This window comes from Acidithrix sp. C25 (assembly GCF_904848545.2).
Map to the genome: position 1 here is coordinate 634,108 of NZ_CAJHCI020000006.1, position 18,393 is coordinate 652,500.

Below are 18,393 nucleotides of genomic sequence, written 5' to 3' on the forward strand. Positions count from 1 at the left end.
ATTGATCTCTACTCTAGATGACCTCTTTTGAGCGCGATAATGGTGCTGTTGGCTGTGGTCCTTCGAATGAAAGGCCAGTTGTCTTTCTTTGATTTGGTGTGGCAGTTATTTTGTAGTGATCAGAGACCGTGTCTTTGATTTGCAATCTCAATGCTCTCGATTATGATGATCGGCCATAACCAGCCTAGATCCGCGCGCTTTGGCAATGATTTGTTGGCTTTACTTGCGCCCCGCTTTCGACATTGTTGGAATAAAGTGTAGGAATGATAAGAGCATTTTTAATTGACGAAGTTGACTCTAAGGTAACGGGTTCTGTCCGTGAGATCTCTGAAGACGCGCTCCCACATGAGGGACTAGAGATCGAGGTCTTGTATTCCACACTTAATTACAAAGACGGCATGGTGATCAATGGTATTGGTAGGCTCGTTCGAAATTATCCCCATGTTCCCGGCGTTGATCTGGTAGGACGCGTCAAAGCCAGCAGCGACCCACGGTTTAATATTGGTGATGAAGTCATTGCAACCGGGTGGCGAATTGGAGAGAGCTACTGGGGAGGATACTCGACCCTTGCCAAGATAAATCCAGACTTTGCAATTCCTTTGCCTTCAAACCTCTCTCCTTTCCATTCAATGGCCCTTGGTACGGCAGGCCTTTCGGCTATGTTGGCAATCATGGCATTAGAGAGTCTCGGCCTTTCTCCAGATTCAAGTGATAAGCCAGTCTTGGTTACAGGTGCAGCAGGAGGCGTGGGCTCGATAGCAATCATCGCTCTTCATCAACTCGGATATAAAGTAGCGGCCTCAACCGGACGCATGAGTGAGACCGAATACCTAAAGGGCCTCGGGGCAGATGAGATAGTCCCCAGACAGGAACTGGCCGAAGAGACCAAGCGACCTCTAGAGACAGAGCGTTGGGCCGGGGCAATTGATAACGTTGGTGGATCGACCATAGGGCGCATCCTTGGTCAAATGGTCAGTGGATCATCGATAGCATCAGTTGGTTTAGCCGGAGGTGCTGGCTTTTCATCAACGGTAATGCCATTTTTGCTCAGAGGAGTGAACATTCTCGGTATAGATTCGACCGCTTGTGCAAATTCAAGGCGCGAGATTGCTTGGAGACGACTTGGGGAGTTGATTCCAAGATCTCAGCTGGAGTCACTTACAACGATTCAGACATTAGACGACCTATCTGGCCTTGCTAGTGATATTCTTAGCGGTAAAATTCGAGGTCGTGTAGTTGTCGACGTAAAAGAGCAAGGGCACTAAGTAAATATATCGTCGACGGTCCAGGTTGGTCTTTAGGATCGATCTGGATCCAACTTGGGTTGTGTGAGCGGTTCGTAAGTTAGCGCTGGAGATTAATAATTGGTTTTGTACGACCCTATTCAAATCAATGATGAGGTAACCCTCAATGAGATGATTGAGGGTTACCTAAAGCAGACGCTTTTGATTGGGCTTGTTACACAGTGGAGCAGTTCGTCTAAGGTCGTTCTTTCTACTTTGGAAGAACTTGTAAGAACCTCTCCCGATGAGATTGTGATCTTGATTGTTGATGTTGATCACAACGATTGGGCACGCAAAAGATTTTCTGTTGATTCGGTGCCAATGGTTATTCGGATGAGGGAGGGACAGGTAGCGGCAGTCTCGTTGAGAAGTCTGCCAATTAGATCTCTTGCAGCCCAACTGCGTCTATAGATTTGACAGCTTCCCGCCTAATTGGCTACCTTTAGATTTGAGTTGTGCGACGAAAATACTAGCTCTCATCGATCTACTATGGTGGGAAGTGCCACAAGCGAGAAAGTAATGTAGGGTTTAGCCAACCTATTGTTACCCTAATCAAACGGACAAGAAAGATGATCTTAAAAGTTCCTTTTAGTAAAGAAATTGATGTTTACCGACGGGATCACTAATTGCAGCTAAAAGCCGCCTTGATATATGTAGATTAGACGTTGACAATGCTCTACATCAAATGTGGTTGGCAGCTCAATGCAGGGTAAAAATAGTCAAGGCGTAGATCGCGAGATTTGAATCATCAACGTTAAAAGTCGATACCTCGCGGAACCTGTTCCGCTGTAATCTCTGTCAATGATGACGCCATTGAAAATGCATATCGGTCAGTCATCCCTGCGACGTAACCAACCACCTTGTGATCGTAGTCAGGACTATCGAAGCTGATTACCCCTCTATCTTTGATCAGATTGCTAAAGAGTTGCCTATCGGAGATGAGCTTTGTGACCAGGGCGCGCAAAACCTCGATTACCTGTTCTGATTGGCGAATTGATTCGGGACGCAGATAGATGGACTCATAGTTGAATTGTCTCATTGCTCCTAGGGCAGTTGCACCTTCCTCATCCATGGCTATATATCCAGTCTTGACTGCAGTGAACACGATGGAATTTATAAAGTAGTTAAGTTGCTCAGAACGAGTTGTTCCGACCACGCGAGTAATTTTATGAGGGACATCGCACTGTCCGAGGATATGAGCATTAATAGCATCTTCTAAATCATGAGCGCAATAGGCGATTCTGTCAGCCCATGAGACAACTAGTCCTTCGGGTGTGGCGGGCTCTGGCCTTGACCAGGAATGATTTCTAATTCCATCTAGAGTCTCCTCGCAAAGGTTCAAATGCGTTAGAGTTGAGTCTGCTCCAAAGACTGCGTGATCATAGCCGTCGGGTAGGAACAAAGAGAGAGCATCTTCACTAGCGTGGCCCCCAGGACCATGGCCACAATCGTGGCCCAGAGCAATAGCCTCTGAGAGGTCGACATTCAGTCCCAACCGCTTTGAGATTGCTCTGGAAACCTGGGCAACCTCGAGGGCATGGGTCAGCCTTGTTCTTTGGTGGTCAGCAGGAAAGACAAATACCTGAGTCTTGCCAGCGAGTCGCCGAAAGGAGCTCGAATGTAGAATACGGTCGCGATCTTTTTCAAAACAACTTCGATATTGATCTTGGGGTTCGACGATACGGCGGTTTCCTCCCGAATATCCCCTTGTTGCATCGGGGTTTGGCGTCCATTCAAATTCTTGGCTACGAACTTCATGGCCTACCTGAATCTTTATCTTGGAGTGAGCGTGGGCATGTACGATCTCTGGGTTTTCATTCCAGCCTTGCATGGTCTTTTCCCAAACTTGAGATCTCTCGCTATTTGTCGCTTTAGGCAATTTCTCCCCCTGGCTGTTGAAGATAGAGTATCGAGTAGTGCCGACCTAAGTGATGTTTCTTGGTGCTTATGCATTTTTCGAATCGAATTCGTCGTTTATATTTGATTTTCTCATACAACTGTGACATGGTCACAAAGGTTTATCGAGCTTCGCCGATGGCCTAAATTAATATGATAGTTATCGCTTTCGTATCGTCTTTGCATCTTTGCACATGCAGGTAGACGACTTGGCTAGGGCTAATAGCACTACTTGGGTACATTCAAATGGTGATTCATGTGAAGTGACTGAACGTCATGGTGTTCGAGTTGCTTTGGTAAAAAAGTTGAACCCCTTAGATCATTTCGGACTGGCTGGTCAATTTTCTCTGGACAATTGAGGTTCGGAGTGACTTCATAAGACCAAAGAGGGGTAATTTGTGGCTGTCTGGCATCTTTCCTAATGATCTAAATGGGGTTTACAAAGGGTGATGACTGGTGGGCTAATATCGCCTCCACCGAAGAAAATCGTGGAATAATGGATCACGTAACTTTTAATAGAATGGTGATAAAATGGAAATCCTGGGTAAATTTCGCAATATCGTGCTTGAGCGGGGTGACGATCTGTTTTACCTGACCATGAATCGACCGCAGAGGAGAAATGCTCTCTCCCTAGATCACCTCAAGGAACTTCAAACGGCCCTAGATATTATTGGTGAGAGCGATGCCCTCGGAGTCATCATAAGCGGTGCGGGCCCGGTGTTTTCCGCTGGTCATGACTTTTCCGATATGGTAGATGCGAATCTTCCAGAGATGCGCCATCTATTGTGGACCTGCACCAAGGTTATGTTAAGCCTCGGTGAGATCCCTCAAGTGACGATGGCCAAAGTCCATGCATTGGCTACAGCGGCGGGAGCCCAACTTGTCGCCAGTTGTGACTTGGTTGTTGCGTCAACCCAGGCCGGCTTTGCTGCTCCTGGCGGTCGTGGAGGTTGGTTTTGTCACACTCCCATGGTTGCAATTTCAAGATCGATTGGCCAAAAGCGCGCTATGGAGATGTCTTTGTGCGGGGATGTCATAGATGCTAAAACAGCAGCAGAGTGGGGCTTGGTAAATAAAGTCGTAGAACCTGAGAGTTTGGACGAGGCTGCCGTGGAATTGATGCGACGCGCGACCAGAGGATCTGCGTTTTCCAAGGGTGTTGGAAAAGCTACGTTGCATAAGACCATGGAAATGAGTCTTAAAGATGCGTATGCGTTGGCGGTGGAGACGATGGCATCGATGTCCCAAAGCGCCGATGCCAAAGAAGGTATGGCTTCATTTCTCGAAAAGCGCAAGCCGAATTGGGCGAATTGCTAGCTTTTTGTTCGGATTCTTAGCGTTGAATAGGGGTTTAGTCTTTTTGGTGTGAACGTTAAGATTTTGGTCATCGTGATCTTGGAGTTGAACCTTGGATTACAAGTGGCTATGATTTCGCTATGGCATCAAAATCTCCAAAAGACCGTTATAAGAAGTTACTCGATGCAGGAAAGACCGTCTCTCGAATGTCAACCGATAGGGTTGAAGAGATCGCGCGTGATCTAATGCATCTCTCTGAGGTTCAGCGGAATCAAGCCTTAGAGCTTATTGAAGATGTGATTCAGCGCTCTAAACGAAGTACTGAGTTCTTCGCTGACACCATCCGTCACGAAGTGGAAAAGCAGGTTAATACTCTGAAACTTCCTACTAAAGAAGATTTAGTTGAAGTAACTGAGGCAATGAATCAGATAAAAGATGACGTAGTGTCGCTTTCTGCACTTCGTGAGGAGTTGCGTGGTGATGTTGTAGCACTTAGCGAAGCGGTGGCCAAACTTCTTACAAAAAGGGAGTCACACGTTGATTCTGCTAGTGATGTTGTTGTGGTTGAAGATCTTCCAATCACCCCAGACGAGGCCACGAAAGTAACAAGTAAGACACCGAGAAGAAGTCGGGCATCTAAAGCCGTCCCGACTGAAGCCGTACCGGAAGGCGAGTCAAGCGGAGACCTATCGAATCTAGATCAGTAGCGCTTTCGTATACGATTGTGGCTTTTAGTTAAGTGCCGTTGGGCCAGCGATGAACCAACGGCACGCGCCACCCTTATGCACTCCTATCATGTTCCTAGATGACTAAACGTAGCGCATCAATGCGACTTGACAAAGCAATGGTAGTGGAAGGTTTGGCTAGAAGTCGAGACCAAGCTATGGAATTGATAGTAGCCAATCGCGTCCGAGTCAATGGATCGATAGCCCTAAAAGCTACACGGCAGATACGGCCGAGTGACTCGGTGCATATTTTAGGGCCCAAGTCTAAATATGTGGGTCGAGGGGCCTACAAACTTCTGGGCGCACTCGATGATCTTTCGATTGATCTGAATGGGTTAACTCTAAGTGATCTCGGTTCTTCGACAGGTGGATTTACCCAGGTGGCAATCGAGCGTGGGGCAATCGCGGTTGTGGCTGTCGATGTTGGCGTTGGTCAAATGGATCAAATTGTATCCAGACATCCCAAAGTGGTCCTTTTGGAGGGTGTCAACGTTAGAAATGTCAACAGGGACGACTTCGATCTTCCCCACTTTGACATGGTCGTTGGTGATCTGAGTTTTATATCTCTGCTAACGATCGCTGACGTGGTAAAATCAGTCTTTCTAGAGAATTACGGAAGATTTCTGCTCTTGGTAAAGCCTCAATTTGAGTTAGATCGCAGGTCTGTTTCAAGAGGGAAAGGCGTCATAAGAGACCCTCAACTTTGGAAGGCCGCCATAATTAAAGTTGGCCAAGGGCTAGAGGAGCGACAAGCTCGAATCTTAGCAGTCGTGGCTTCGCATATCTCCGGTGCTCAAGGAAATCGAGAGTTTTTCATCTACGGTAGTTTCGGTGATGATGAATTAGGGAAGTCTCAATTGGCCATGCTGGCCAATTCATGTGTTGATTCTCTGATCGCAGAGACAATGGGTGAAAGTGAAGAGGTACCCAGTGAGGAGTAGTCTTTGGCTTTGACCTCCAACGTGATTTTTTAACGACTAATTGATTACAGATTTCATCGAATCAATACCAGATATGGTCGGCTAAAAGTCAACATTAAATTGATATACCCTTAGCGCCTTGGTCTAGTTTGATCTTTATTAGGCGTTACAATTAATCTTTACATCTGGTAGTTGGATGTCAGGTGCCAGATGGCTACCGGAGTATGGCGTCGCTGGCGCCAGTGTGATTCATAGAGGCAAAATGTTCCCTCTGGCTTACTGAGAACTTGCCTTTTGGTCGAACTCATCTCAAAGAGCCACCCGGCATTCGAGTGGATTTAATGTGTCTTGAATTGAAGGGATCTCCCTTGGTTTTCTAAAGACACGATCGACTCGAATGCGGATAATGCTTATTTTTCTATGAATGAGCCTGGTTCGATTAGATTCCCTTGGTGGCCTGCCAAGTTATGATTCCTCCGTCTAGGTTTTTGGCGTTGATTCCGTATCTGACCAAAAGTGCTTGGGCGCTATGTCCGCGTTGACCTACTCGACAAAAGACGATCGGATTTGGTGTGGCAATCTCGCGATATCGCTCTCTTAGCGAATTCAATGGAATGTTTTTAGCCCCGGGGATTGTACCTTGGGCAAATTCAGCTTCCTCTCGGACGTCTATCAGTTCCACGCCAGTTTCGATTGCCTCTTCGATCTCATGCCATTGAGTTGCTCTAAAGTTTCCCTCGAGTCGGTTCTCCGCGATGTATCCAATCATGTTTATTGGGTCCTTCGCGGATCCAAATTGTGGAGCATAGGCTAGTTCAAGGTCGGCCAATTCCCAGACCTTCATCTTGGTTTTGATGGCAGTTGCTATAACGTCGATCCGTTTGTCGACACCGGCGCCACCAATAATTTGAGCACCAAGGATTCGGCCATCCGAGCGGGATGCGATTACCTTAATGTGCATCTCCTCAGCGCCAGGAAAGTAGGTTGCATGAGAGTTGGGGTGGCTGTGGATACTCTCAATCTCAATGTCAGAGTGCGATAGTCGCTTTTCGTTTACCCCAGTGAGGGCAATGTTGAGCCCGAAGATCGTGACGATTGCGGTTCCCTGAGTATAGGGGTCTGCACCTAGCCTTCCCATAATGGCATCTGCAGCCCGTCGACCTTGACGATTTGCGACATTTGCCAAGGGAACGAGGTTGGCACCAGAGTCAAAGAACTCTCGTTTTTCCACGGCGTCTCCGACGGCGAAGATTGCGGGATCATTGGTTCGAAGGTCGTCGTCAACAACTATTCCACCTCGGGTTCCGATCTCAAGACCACAGCTTTGTGCGATGGCAATGTCGGGGCGTACGCCAGCTGCCGCGATAAAGAGGTCACTTGCGATGGTTGAGCCGTCTGACAATGTTGCTACGTTGTCTTCGATTTTCTCGATCGTCGTTGAAGTGGCAATGCGAACTCCATGGCCTTGAATCTTCTCGGTCAAAAGTGCGGCCATCTCGGGATCTAAGGGTGGAAGGAGTTGGCTGGAAGCTTCGATAATAGTTACCTGTAACCCTCGATTGGAAAGATTTTCCGCCACCTCTAAGCCAATGAAGCCACCTCCAATGATTAGTGCACTTTTGGTCTTGCCTCCCAGGCGTTTGGTTATAGCTTGTACATCTTCAACAGTGCGCAACTGGAAGGCGCTCTCGATCCCAGGGATTGGCAGCGCTATGGCCTTTGCGCCTGGACTTAGAACTAGGTAGTCGTAGTCCAAAGAGGTGCCAATGCCTTTTTCGGTGCCTTGTACCTCGATTTTATGTGCGTCTCGGTCGATATTTGTGGCTTCGTGCCCTACCAAAACGTCTATGTCAAATCTTGCCTTGAGGGATGCTGGGGTCTGCAGCAGCAGATCCGCTTCGTCTTGAATTACACCCCCTACGTAATAAGGTAGACCGCAGTTTGCGTATGATACGTAATTAGAGCGCTCGATGACTGTTATCCTCGCATTTGGATCCAGTCTTCTTAGGCGAGTGGCACAAGACATGCCTCCAGCTACGCCCCCAACAATTACGTAGGATTTTGGGCTAGCCGTCGTCTTTTGAGCTTCGGTATTGTTCATTTTTCTTTGTTGCTAAAGCTTGTCTGTTTGGAGCACTTTAGCAACGACTCCTTATCTGTTTAGTTAGATTTGGTCGATAATTTTTGATGAGTTGGATCCGGATTGATTGACGATAGATAAAAGTCACATTCGTGGCTTCCGTTTTAGTAACGAAAGAGCAACATGGCTAAACCTTGAGTATCACTTTCGAAGAGACAGCTCAAAGCAGAGATAATGACTCTTAAATTTGGTGCATTGCTATGCATGCGACTTGATCTAGGTCGTCTGGTTCTGCCTTCTCCCTTTGCAAGTTGGTTTTTTGGTTTTCAATTGTTGCACTACCTATTTTCTTTTATAATCACTATACCCCAAGGGGTATATAAGATAGGCCATTAGCCTTGTTTTATCTCAGGGAGATGCCATTACACCACTGGTATTCCTTTAGAAACTCATTGGCTCTTTCCTCTTTGGATTCGCCGCGATCTCAAAAGGTCACTGTTTACCCAGCGATGGCGGTGCGGTGAGGTTGTTTTGCTGGCAATGCTCCGAGGTATAAATCGCTCTAGAGTTGGCATTCGACGGAGAGGCGGAGAGATGCTATGGCGACAAAGATTGAAACGATTCTTTTCTGTCATGAGGCACTAGATCAAGGCACCTTAAGCAACAGCAAGGCTGTTATGGCCACAACGGCGGTGTCTTGAAGTCGACACTTTTTGACGCTTTCGTTTGTTTGCGCTGGCACGTTGTCCGGATCCAGATGAATCTTAAACCTTAGGTATCCATTGGTGACTGTGACTACATGATATAGGCAGTTAAAAAAAATCGGTGGTTTGGGGGATCGCGTTGCTTGTAGATAAATGTTTCGATAGCTCACGTTGAGATTTAGTATCGTGTCATTTTAAAATGGCCCAAAGACTATTAGGAAGATCGTTTTTGTGATTTTGTGCTGGTGCTAAGTTGAGTTAAAGTTAGCAAATTTGAGGATTTGTGCGGTTTCGATTTGAAGATGACCCAGGGGTGACCCATAGGTCTCTCTACTTTCGAATGTTAGTTAAAACCTAGCCGCCAGAGGCAAACAAGTTCTTTGTAATCTGAGTCGAATTTGCTCACTGGATAGTAGTTATGTGCGAGTTCGCGTTGATAGAGTCCTAAAGGAAATAATGCTTGAATTGGCAACCTTGGTTTGCAAGTTTGCAGGTATAGGTTATTGCTAACGGTCTGAGGAAATTGCCTTGAGATTAAGTTCGGAATAACTGGGGGACTAGGACGATCTAGTCCCCCAGTTGACGCGGAGTCAATTTGGTCAACCTCTAGAAAGGTGAGCCAAAGTACCGACTAGGCCGTCAGCGGCATTCCGGCCGCAGCCCATCCTGAAGTACCATTTGCTACCGATAATGCTTCGTATCCGCGCAATGAAAGGAATTTGGCTGCCTCCATTGACCGGCTTCCGCTTGCACAGATCACAAAAATGCGCTTTGATAAAGGTATGGTCGGTAACTTGTTTGCTAGTTGACTCAATGGAATGTTTATTGCTCCCCGTACGTGTCCGGAGTCGAACTCATAGGGTTCGCGTACATCGATCAATAGGTCACCCTGGGAAAGTCCCTGTCGAAGATGGGAGATATGGGCTAGTTGCACTTGCGCTCCTTCAATTCAAATTATACCCTAGGGGGTATACTATATCCTTTGAAAATATTTCCTGCAGGCGATCTAATTGCTCGATTCCCACAGACAAAGTGACCGTCTCGTTTTCGGTTTTTAGTTGGCAAAATTAACCTTCCGGCTTAGAGCAGGCATATCAAACCGGTAACTTTGAAGAGTATTGAGTCGGTCAATCTCAATCGGAGGATAATTCCAGCTTGTATCTCAAGGTTGCTATTGCAGAATCGCCCGTAGTCTCGTGTTCTATTGGCATGGCCATGTGGTGAGGTCGTGGCGCTAGAGCACTTTGGAAGATGCGTTTTGTGAATCGGTTGAATCAACCAAGGCGAATATCTTGGCGTCTAGCCAAAGAGCAAAAGCGCTTTGTCAATATTCAACTTAGTTATGCGCCCTAGTTCGTAACGGTAATTAGTGTAATAGGAGTAAGTGCCATCTTCTTTTGGGGCTGGACCCTATGTTTAACTAGGATCATCGCATTTAAATATACATAAGCGAGCGAAGTTAGTTTAAGCGGATCGTCTCGTTGATTTCCGTTGATAACAAGTAAGGTTTGATCTTGACAAATATGAATGTTAGAAACGTTCCTCAAAAGCGTATTGGAATGGTCGTACACCCCGAACGCAAGGGTGCCATTGAGGCCAGCGAATTTGTCGAGGCTTGGTGCGAGAATGCCGGATATGAAGTTTTGAGGGTGACTAAGGCCTCTCAGTGTCAGGGTCTCTCACTCGTTTTGTCGCTAGGTGGAGACGGAACGATGCTTCGCGCAATTGATCTTTGCTTGGTCTATCAGGTACCAGTCTTGGGAGTGAACTTCGGTCATCTTGGTTATCTGACCGAGATCGAGCCTCCAGAGCTTGGCAAGGCGCTAGAGAACTTTTTCGCCGGTGAGTACGAACTCGAAGAACGAATGACCCTTGATATTGAAATTTCAAGACAACCCAGAGGGACTTCGGAATCAGTTCACGAGGTCGAGCGTTTCGTGGCCTTGAACGAATTGGTGGTTGAAAAGTCGCATTCGGGAAATGTTGTAAAACTCAATGTATCGATAGCCGATACTCATTTTCTAGATTACGAAGCCGATGGCCTGATAATAGCTACTCCGACGGGCTCGACTGCTTACTCATTTTCAGCTAGAGGACCTGTAGTTTCGCCTACCCTTCGAGCGATGATCATGACACCAATATCTCCTCATATGTTATTTGATCGGGCTTTGGTTTTAGACTCCAACGAAGCCGTCGAAATTCGAGTTTTGCAAGGGCCCCATGCGACAATAATGGTCGATGGTATCAATAGGCATGTACTAGCTCCGAACGAATCTGTAAAGGTTCGTTCTTCTCTCTTGAATGCACTGGTCATCAAACTGGGCAAGCGTGACTTTCGTGTGATCCTAAAATCAAAGTTTGGACTGACTGAAAAGTCGATGGGATCGATTTTAGATTAGAAGTAATTTTGGAAGGGTATTGATCAAGCAGGTATTCAATGAGCAATTGGATTTTTCTCGAGTCACCACCACCGTTAGGGGATTGGCAATAAGATGCTTGAAGAGGTAATTGTAGAGAATCTCGGGGTGATTGAAGAGGGGCGTCTTCTTCTTGAGCCCGGAATGAATGTTATTTCAGGGGAGACAGGCGCCGGCAAAACAATGGTTGTGGGTGCAATTTCGATTGCAACTGGGGCCAAGGCTGATGCTCGTTGGGTAAGAGTTGGAGCCCAAGAGGCGAGCGTTTCTGCTCGTTTTAGCACTCCAGAGGGCGAATTTATCCTTTCGCGAACAATCTTGGCATCTGGCAGGTCTCGCTCTTACATCAATGGAAAGATGGCCTCAATAGGCGAACTTTCAACCCTGGGATCATCACTGTTGGATATTCATGGACAACATGACTCAATGAAGCTGGTCTCACTCGGTGCTCAAGGGGAGATCTTGGATCGATTCGGCGGGATTGATACCGTTCTAAAGCGATCCCTCGAGGTTCAACTTGGTACTGCCAAGAGATCTTTGGCCGAACTAGAGGCAAATAGTGTCTCACGTAATCGGGAATTAGCAATAGTAGAGTTTCAGATTCGTGAGATCGAAAAGATCAAATTGGCGACCGATGACGAAGATTTGCTCCTTGAAGAAGAGCTTGATTCGCTGGAACAAGTTGAAGAATATAGAGAACTATTTGGTTCGATGATTGAACTTTTGGAGCCTTCCGAAGGTGATTCCGCAAGGCATAATTCATATTCGTCACTTGCTCGACGTGGAGGTAAGCTGCGAGGGCTAGAAGCAATCTCTGCTCGTCTTGAGGCGCTAGAGCTCGAGGTAAGGGATCTCACGGAAGAGATTAAAGGCCGCATGGATGGCCTCGAAGCCAATGCGGATCGAGTGGGAGAGATCCGTAGTCGTCTGGTTGTTTTGCGTGATATAAAACGTAAGTATGGCCCCAGCTTGCCTGAGGTCTTTAGCTTGTATGAATCCCTAATTCAAAGTAGAGATCATCTACAAGGACAACTCCCATCACCAGAAGAGCTAGAGTCTGAAATTGCGACTCTAGAGTCGGAGTTCCTTGCCGTCTGTAAGTCGATCAAAGATGCCAGAACAGCATCAGCGCGACTTCTTGAGAGCGGATTGAATGCGCTATTTCCTAAGCTAGCCCTTGGTCGTGCAACTTGTGAAGTCGCCCTTTCAGAGTCGATAGATGGATCACCAATTCATTTTCTATTTACGCCTAACCCAGGACAGGCCAAGATCGATATTGCAAAATTCGCATCGGGCGGCGAACTCTCACGCTTTATGCTGGCAATAACCCTACTGGCTGGAGCAGAGTGCGACACTCAACTATTCGATGAGGTTGATGCGGGCGTAGGAGGAAAATCGGCAATTGAAGTTGCTAGTTCCTTGGTTGAGCTCTCGACTAAGAGACAGGTCATTGTAGTGACCCACTTGCCTCAAGTTGCAGCCTTTGCGGGTAGCCATTTCGTGATCACAAAGGACACAAATGATTTCAAAAGTCGAACCCGAATTGAAAAGGTGGAGGGTGCTTCGAGAGAGATCGAGATCGCTCGCATGTTATCTGGCTCTTCGGACTCTCAATTGGCGAAAGAACATGCTAGAGAACTGATCTCGCGATATTCTTCGAAGTGATTATGAACATAAAATCCGCGAATTTAGATTCGTATTTTGGCAGATTGAATTGGAATTATCTATGGTTGTCAGCGGGTAGGCTGTTTTTGGAGAAAAGTTTGTTTTGAAAGGTTGGCGAAGGGTTTTTGGCGAAACACATTTTCGTAACTGGTGGTGTTGCGTCCTCTTTAGGTAAAGGTCTTACGGCTTCCTCGCTTGGAAGGTTGCTAAAGGCAAGAGGACTGCGGGTAGTTATGCAAAAATTGGATCCCTACATCAATGTAGATCCAGGTACGATGAATCCCTTCGAACATGGTGAAGTCTTTGTTACCGAGGACGGTTCCGAGACAGATCTCGATTTAGGCCATTACGAAAGATTTATCGATGTAAACCTCAAGAAGAATTCCTCTATCACTACAGGATCTATCTATTCTTCCGTAATTGCTCGAGAGCGACGTGGAGATTATCTTGGCAAGACGGTCCAGGTAATTCCTCACGTAACCGATGAGATTAAGTCACGCATTTTGACTTTGGCTACAGATGATGTAGATATTGTCATCACAGAGGTCGGTGGAACAGTGGGTGACATCGAAATTCTTCCATTTTTGGAGGCTATTCGTCAATTCCGTAAGGAAGTTGGCCGTGATAATGTCTGCTATGTTCATCTAACATTGGTTCCTTCTATTGGACCTAATGGTGAGCAGAAGACAAAGCCGACCCAACATTCAGTCACTGAACTTCGCTCACGAGGTATTCAGCCAGATGTTATCGTATGTCGAACCACAGACGACCTCTCGGATGCTCTCAAGTCAAAGATTTCAATGCTTTGTGACGTTCCAAAAGATGCGGTCATTTCAGCTGCCGACGTCCCAAACATCTATGAACTGCCCATCTCTCTTCACAAGGAGGGGCTCGATAACTATATTATCAACCTCCTTAGAATCGAAAATGTTGGCTTTGAAGTCAATCTAGGATCATGGCTGGACCTAGTCGCCAAGTCGTCGCACCTTTCATCAAGCGTTAAGATTGGCATCATAGGTAAATATATAAATCTCACCGATGCATACCTATCGGTCGTTGAAGCATTGCGACACGGAGGAATCTTTCACGGCGTTGCAATTGATCTAGAGTGGATACATGCCGAAGAGGTGACTCCAATGCTCGCAGAGTCCATGCTTGGCCATCTCTCTGGGATTGTAATTCCAGGTGGATTTGGTGAACGTGGGGTCGAGGGTAAAATCGCTGCAGCCGGCTTTGCCCGTGAAGCGAACATTCCATGTCTTGGCTTGTGTCTTGGTCTTCAAACTATGGTTATTGACTATGCCAGGAACGTAGCGGGATTGGATAGGGCACATTCAAGAGAGTTTAAGTCCGATACGCCTCATCCTGTTATCGACTTGATGGAAGAGCAACGTGGCATCACAAATTTGGGTGGTACGATGCGCCTTGGAGCTTATGTTGCGCGACTAACTCCGGGCACGAAGGTTGCGAGCGCTTACGGCGAGACGATCGTCTCTGAGCGTCATCGCCATCGATTTGAATTCAATTCACGGTATCGGAAGCGGCTCGAAGAGGCCGGATTAGTCTGTTCCGGCGAGTCGCCCGATGGGTCTTTGGTTGAGTTTATAGAACTTCCAAATCATCCTTTTTGGATTGGTACTCAAGCTCACCCAGAATTTAAGAGCAGGCCAGATCGGCCTCACCCCCTCTTTCGTGAGTTTGTAAACGCTGCAGTTCAAATACGTTAGTATATTTTGAGTTGAAAGGGAACTGATAGGTTGTTCGAGATCGACCCTGACCTAAGTGAAGTGCGCTACGAAGGCTCATTTCTTAAGCTAGAGACGGTGGCTTACCGTAGCTCTGATGGATCCACCCTATTTCGTGATATAGTACGACATCCCGGAGCGGTAGTTATCATTCCTTACGACGCTAGTCGAGATGAGGTGCTTCTTATAGAGCAGTTTCGGGTCGCTCTTGGACGAGATGTTATAGAATTGCCGGCGGGTAAACGCGATGTTTTGGGAGAAGACCCCCTCGATTGCGCACGTAGGGAGTTGATGGAAGAGTTGGGCCTTGATGCGCAGTCGATGGTGCTCCTATCCACTTTCTACAATACGCCTGGATTTTGTGATGAGTTAACCTATCTGTTTTTGGCAAGAGGATTGCGACAAGGTGAGATATCTCCACAAGGTGCCGAAGAGACCGCTGCGGTCTTTCGATCTATATCGCTAAATGACTTTGAGGACCACATCACAAAGGGGACGATTTGTGACGCTAAGACGATAGTCGGCCTCTACTCCTTGGCCTCGTATCTCAAGACTACGGTCGATGAGCAAGTTAATGTTGACGACTTTGAACTCGATCGATTTCGCCCACTTTAGTTGGCCAAAATCGGTCGAGTTCGCGCCTTTTTGGTCCGTAGTTGATAACGGATCTCATGTAGTGTAAGAATCAGCCCGTAAGTTGTATTTAACCACGGTAAACGAGTGGTTAACTTTGTTTTTTAGCGTAATTGCTCAGTCTTTTTTGCCTATAGTCACTGGTTGTTTGAGAAAATCTTATCCGACTCCCATCCTCTAGAGTTGCCTGATAATCTTCTTTTATGCAAGAGTCAGTTTCTTTTGAGAGTATTCGTGGTCAACTTGGTTCGTTGACCCTTGGGGGGTTACTCCGTGATCGGGCTATCAACTTTCGCGATGCTACCTGTCTAGATCAATTACACCCAACCCGAAACGGTAAAGAGGTTTGTACATTTTCTCAGTTGAAGCACCGAGCAGATCAGATCTCTAGCGCATTGATTGATCGCGGTTACAGGGCTGGCGACTCTATTGCGATTGCAGGCGTCAATTCTATTGATTGGGTGGCTGTCTTTCTCGGTGTTACCCAGGTGGGTATGGTCTTGGTAACATTGAACGTTAGATATAGGCGTGAGGAGCTTTCCTATATGCTTGAGACATCTCAAGCGCGGATCGCAATTACTCCGGCGACCAACCAAGGCTTTAATCTAGCTGAGCTATATGGGGAGCTACTACAAGAACTACCGCTCCTTGACGACGTGATCTTCTTCGATGATGAGGTCGATGTTGGCCATAGCTTTTCACTCCTCAGAGATTCCTTTGTCAATGAGTCGATCGACGAATGGATTGAGGGGGTTAAGCCTCTAGATCCTGCCGTGATTTTGTTTACATCTGGAACCACTGGCCGACCCAAGGGAGCGACCATTACCCATAGATCTATAATTGCTTCGGCCTGGGCTCAAGCAGAGCATTTTGGGATTGGTTCGGGCGACTCCATGGCAGGTCATATGCCATTTAATCATGTCGGGGGATTGACTTGTACTTTGATTACCTCAATGATTGGTGCATCGAGAATACATCTTATGGAGACATTTTCGCCCAAGGGCGCGATAGAGATGATCAGCACTGAACGCCTTACTTCGTTTTCTGGCGTTCCTACGATGTTCAATCTTATCTTGGCGGATCCCTCTTTTGCTTCGATAGATACTTCATGCGTCCGCTATGTCGTTGTAGGTGGATCAAATGTCGATCCAACCCTTGCAAGCGAGATAGCAGCCGCATTTCCTAAGGCCACAATTCACAACCTTTATGGCCTTTCAGAGACTTCGGGTGCGTGCATAATTTCCCCACTCGGTGACTCCTTGGCTTTAGTCTCGACCACGCTAGCCAGTGCAATTGGAGACTTCCGACTCAAAGTCGTCGACGATGCGGGTCTTGACGTTGGAATTGATAGCGATGGTGAGTTATGTGTTTCAGGCGACTGCGTGGTCTTGGGATACTGGAGGGATTCGCTAAATACTGCTTCGATGAAAGATTCAGAGGGTTGGTTGCGCACCGGGGACATTGTGCAGATTACCTTCGACGGACACGTAGTTTTGCGAGGGCGAAAGAAGGAGATGTTCATTCAGGGTGGTTTTAATGTCTATCCGGTCGAGGTCGAGAATGTCCTAGCGAAGTACCCCGACGTGGCACTAGTAGCGGGCATTGGGGTTGCGGATTCTATTCTTGGTGAGGTTGGACGCTACTACATCGTTCCAAAACATGGATCCAATATAGATCTCTTTGGGTTGGCCCAATTCGCCAAAGAGCGGCTAGCAAATTATAAACTTCCAGTTGAGTATGTCATTGCCGAGTCTTTGCCTTTTACACCGGTGGGCAAGATCCAAAAGTCAATTCTCAAAGACGTTATTACCGCACCTGTAATTAGAACCAAATAGCGCTGGCTGTGTCAGCTTTCCTGTTTGAAGGAGTAGCTTTTGGGGCTGAATAAAGGTTGAAGTTACTCGAGGGAAAAATTAGGCGGTTGGAAACCTTGCAATGGCCGTTGTCTTTAGTTGGCTTACTCGTTCTCATCTGTCAAAGCGCTATCGTCCTATCATTATCTGAAATGAGATTGATAAGGGTTATTTCGATTAAGTTTTTTAGCGCTCTGGAGTAGTGGTCCAGACAAGGTCTCTCCTTTTTGTCTCCAATTGTCGAATTAGCGGTGCCGTTTCTTTCTATAACCGAACGAATTATCTCGTTTGGTTTTAGGTCCCTCTAAATCTGCTACTTACCGTGAGCTTTAATCTAAAGCGAAACCGAGTTGGGCTAATCGTCAAGGTTGTTTTACGGCTCGGATTAGGTGCAATTAAATGCTATTTTCAAACGTTACACAACGAACTCGATCACCACACTTCGATGCTTGAAAGATGACCTTGATGAATAGGTAATCTAGATCTTGGACTCGTTGAGCCTCTCGTTGGATGCAAGATTTTGAAGATTCATAGAAATTGCACCTAAGAGAATTCCGTTCCTAGTCTCATTAAGCGCGGAGTGATTTTTAATTTACCCTCCGAAGTGTCCCTAGACCATGGGTGGCGACAAGGGTGACCAAAATTGCATTGCATCCATCAATAGTTGCGAGAGAGACCGCCAGCAGATCGCCTTGAGAAGAAAGCTAGCAAGCCCAACAGCTGACTTATTGAAATTGAGGTGCAAGTTAGCAATAAATATTTTGCATTTGGCTCACTCCTAGCTAATCAATCACCTCGATCGTCCCAAATTAGGTCGGCTAATTACTTGGCGGTGTCCTAGAGTTGGGAACTTGATTGATGATTTTTCTATTAGGCGATGACTAGTTCGCAAATTGCGGATTTCTCCCTACTACGTTGCTTAGGGGTTCGAACTCTTTTTTGAATCCCCTCACCAGAAGAAGACACAGAGCTTCCTTGGTTATGGCCAATCAGCCAACAGGTCATTGAACAGGGCGGATATTTCGAAAGAGGCTCGTGTGAGTCTTGATGACACAAAGTTCTTGAGGTTGAACCTATCGATAACTGTTCGTGGTTTAAAAAAAATTCTTATCCGAAAGGGCTTATCCAGTGAAATTGTCTGCTAAGTTATATATTTCACTTCGGGAAACGCGGACG

General features: G+C 46.7%; 13 protein-coding genes. 10 read left to right on the forward strand and 3 right to left on the reverse strand.

Annotated features, from left to right (window positions below; all coding sequences use genetic code 11):
* Positions 1–263 precede the first annotated feature (263 nt).
* Both ACIDITHRIX25_RS71980 and ACIDITHRIX25_RS71985 read left to right on the forward strand, forming a co-directional pair.
* Entirely contained in the window at positions 264–1,265 is a 1,002-nt protein-coding gene (locus ACIDITHRIX25_RS71980) for an MDR family oxidoreductase (RefSeq protein ID WP_052605871.1), read from the forward strand.
* A gap of 99 nt (positions 1,266–1,364) precedes the next feature.
* Positions 1,365–1,694, forward strand: coding sequence for a thioredoxin domain-containing protein (locus ACIDITHRIX25_RS71985; protein WP_201732486.1), 330 nt, complete (start codon positions 1,365–1,367; stop codon positions 1,692–1,694).
* Between the two features lie 343 nt (positions 1,695–2,037).
* Here the strand turns inward: ACIDITHRIX25_RS71985 and ACIDITHRIX25_RS71990 are convergent, their stop codons facing one another.
* Positions 2,038–3,114, reverse strand: coding sequence for an HD domain-containing protein (locus ACIDITHRIX25_RS71990; RefSeq protein ID WP_201732948.1), 1,077 nt, complete (start codon positions 3,112–3,114; stop codon positions 2,038–2,040).
* A gap of 605 nt (positions 3,115–3,719) precedes the next feature.
* On the opposite strand from ACIDITHRIX25_RS71990, the gene ACIDITHRIX25_RS71995 reads away from it, so the two are divergent.
* The 3 genes from ACIDITHRIX25_RS71995 to ACIDITHRIX25_RS72005 all read left to right on the forward strand — a co-directional run bounded on the left by ACIDITHRIX25_RS71995 (position 3,720) and on the right by ACIDITHRIX25_RS72005 (position 6,141).
* Positions 3,720–4,496 (forward strand): enoyl-CoA hydratase-related protein, encoded by a 777-nt coding sequence (locus ACIDITHRIX25_RS71995; RefSeq protein WP_349632146.1) that lies wholly within the window; start codon positions 3,720–3,722, stop codon positions 4,494–4,496.
* Between the two features lie 119 nt (positions 4,497–4,615).
* Positions 4,616–5,182, forward strand: a complete 567-nt coding sequence (locus ACIDITHRIX25_RS72000; RefSeq protein ID WP_201732488.1) for a hypothetical protein — start codon at positions 4,616–4,618, stop codon at positions 5,180–5,182.
* Between the two features lie 119 nt (positions 5,183–5,301).
* Complete coding sequence (locus ACIDITHRIX25_RS72005) at positions 5,302–6,141, forward strand: TlyA family RNA methyltransferase (protein ID WP_201732489.1); 840 nt, start codon at positions 5,302–5,304, stop codon at positions 6,139–6,141.
* A 418-nt stretch (positions 6,142–6,559) separates the two neighbouring features.
* Here the strand turns inward: ACIDITHRIX25_RS72005 and ACIDITHRIX25_RS72010 are convergent, their stop codons facing one another.
* Positions 6,560–8,221, reverse strand: coding sequence for an FAD-dependent oxidoreductase (locus ACIDITHRIX25_RS72010; protein ID WP_201732490.1), 1,662 nt, complete (start codon positions 8,219–8,221; stop codon positions 6,560–6,562).
* 1,314 nt (positions 8,222–9,535) lie between these two features.
* On the reverse strand, positions 9,536–9,838 hold the full coding sequence (locus tag ACIDITHRIX25_RS72015) for a rhodanese-like domain-containing protein (RefSeq protein WP_052605866.1): 303 nt from the start codon (positions 9,836–9,838) through the stop codon (positions 9,536–9,538).
* A 589-nt stretch (positions 9,839–10,427) separates the two neighbouring features.
* Between ACIDITHRIX25_RS72015 and ACIDITHRIX25_RS72020 the strand changes: the two genes are divergently transcribed.
* The 5 genes from ACIDITHRIX25_RS72020 (at position 10,428) to ACIDITHRIX25_RS72040 (ending at position 17,199) form a co-directional block, all read left to right on the forward strand.
* On the forward strand, positions 10,428–11,303 hold the full coding sequence (locus ACIDITHRIX25_RS72020; RefSeq protein ID WP_249685690.1) for an NAD(+)/NADH kinase: 876 nt from the start codon (positions 10,428–10,430) through the stop codon (positions 11,301–11,303).
* 93 nt (positions 11,304–11,396) lie between these two features.
* Positions 11,397–12,986 carry a DNA repair protein RecN gene (locus tag ACIDITHRIX25_RS72025; RefSeq protein ID WP_201732492.1) on the forward strand — a complete coding sequence of 530 codons (1,590 nt, stop codon included), beginning with the start codon at positions 11,397–11,399 and terminating at the stop codon, positions 12,984–12,986.
* A gap of 125 nt (positions 12,987–13,111) precedes the next feature.
* Positions 13,112–14,713: a CTP synthase gene (pyrG, locus tag ACIDITHRIX25_RS72030; protein WP_201732493.1), complete on the forward strand. Its 1,602-nt coding sequence runs from the start codon at positions 13,112–13,114 to the stop codon at positions 14,711–14,713.
* Between the two features lie 30 nt (positions 14,714–14,743).
* Positions 14,744–15,346 (forward strand): NUDIX hydrolase, encoded by a 603-nt coding sequence (locus ACIDITHRIX25_RS72035; RefSeq protein ID WP_201732494.1) that lies wholly within the window; start codon positions 14,744–14,746, stop codon positions 15,344–15,346.
* A gap of 221 nt (positions 15,347–15,567) precedes the next feature.
* Positions 15,568–17,199 carry a class I adenylate-forming enzyme family protein gene (locus ACIDITHRIX25_RS72040; RefSeq protein WP_201732495.1) on the forward strand — a complete coding sequence of 544 codons (1,632 nt, stop codon included), beginning with the start codon at positions 15,568–15,570 and terminating at the stop codon, positions 17,197–17,199.
* Positions 17,200–18,393: the final 1,194 nt, after the last annotated feature.

Excerpts from the sequence above, each read along its gene's own strand:
- ACIDITHRIX25_RS72010 (WP_201732490.1), bottom strand. The coding sequence starts at position 8,221 with ATGAACAATACCGAAGCTCAAAAGACGACGGCTAGCCCAAAATCCTAC.
- ACIDITHRIX25_RS72020 (WP_249685690.1), top strand. The coding sequence starts at position 10,428 with ATGAATGTTAGAAACGTTCCTCAAAAGCGTATTGGAATGGTCGTACAC.
- ACIDITHRIX25_RS72040 (WP_201732495.1), top strand. The coding sequence starts at position 15,568 with ATGCAAGAGTCAGTTTCTTTTGAGAGTATTCGTGGTCAACTTGGTTCG.
- ACIDITHRIX25_RS71980 (WP_052605871.1), top strand. The coding sequence starts at position 264 with ATGATAAGAGCATTTTTAATTGACGAAGTTGACTCTAAGGTAACGGGT.
- ACIDITHRIX25_RS72025 (WP_201732492.1), top strand. The coding sequence starts at position 11,397 with ATGCTTGAAGAGGTAATTGTAGAGAATCTCGGGGTGATTGAAGAGGGG.
- ACIDITHRIX25_RS72005 (WP_201732489.1), top strand. The coding sequence starts at position 5,302 with ATGCGACTTGACAAAGCAATGGTAGTGGAAGGTTTGGCTAGAAGTCGA.
- ACIDITHRIX25_RS71990 (WP_201732948.1), bottom strand. The coding sequence starts at position 3,114 with ATGCAAGGCTGGAATGAAAACCCAGAGATCGTACATGCCCACGCTCAC.
- ACIDITHRIX25_RS72000 (WP_201732488.1), top strand. The coding sequence starts at position 4,616 with ATGGCATCAAAATCTCCAAAAGACCGTTATAAGAAGTTACTCGATGCA.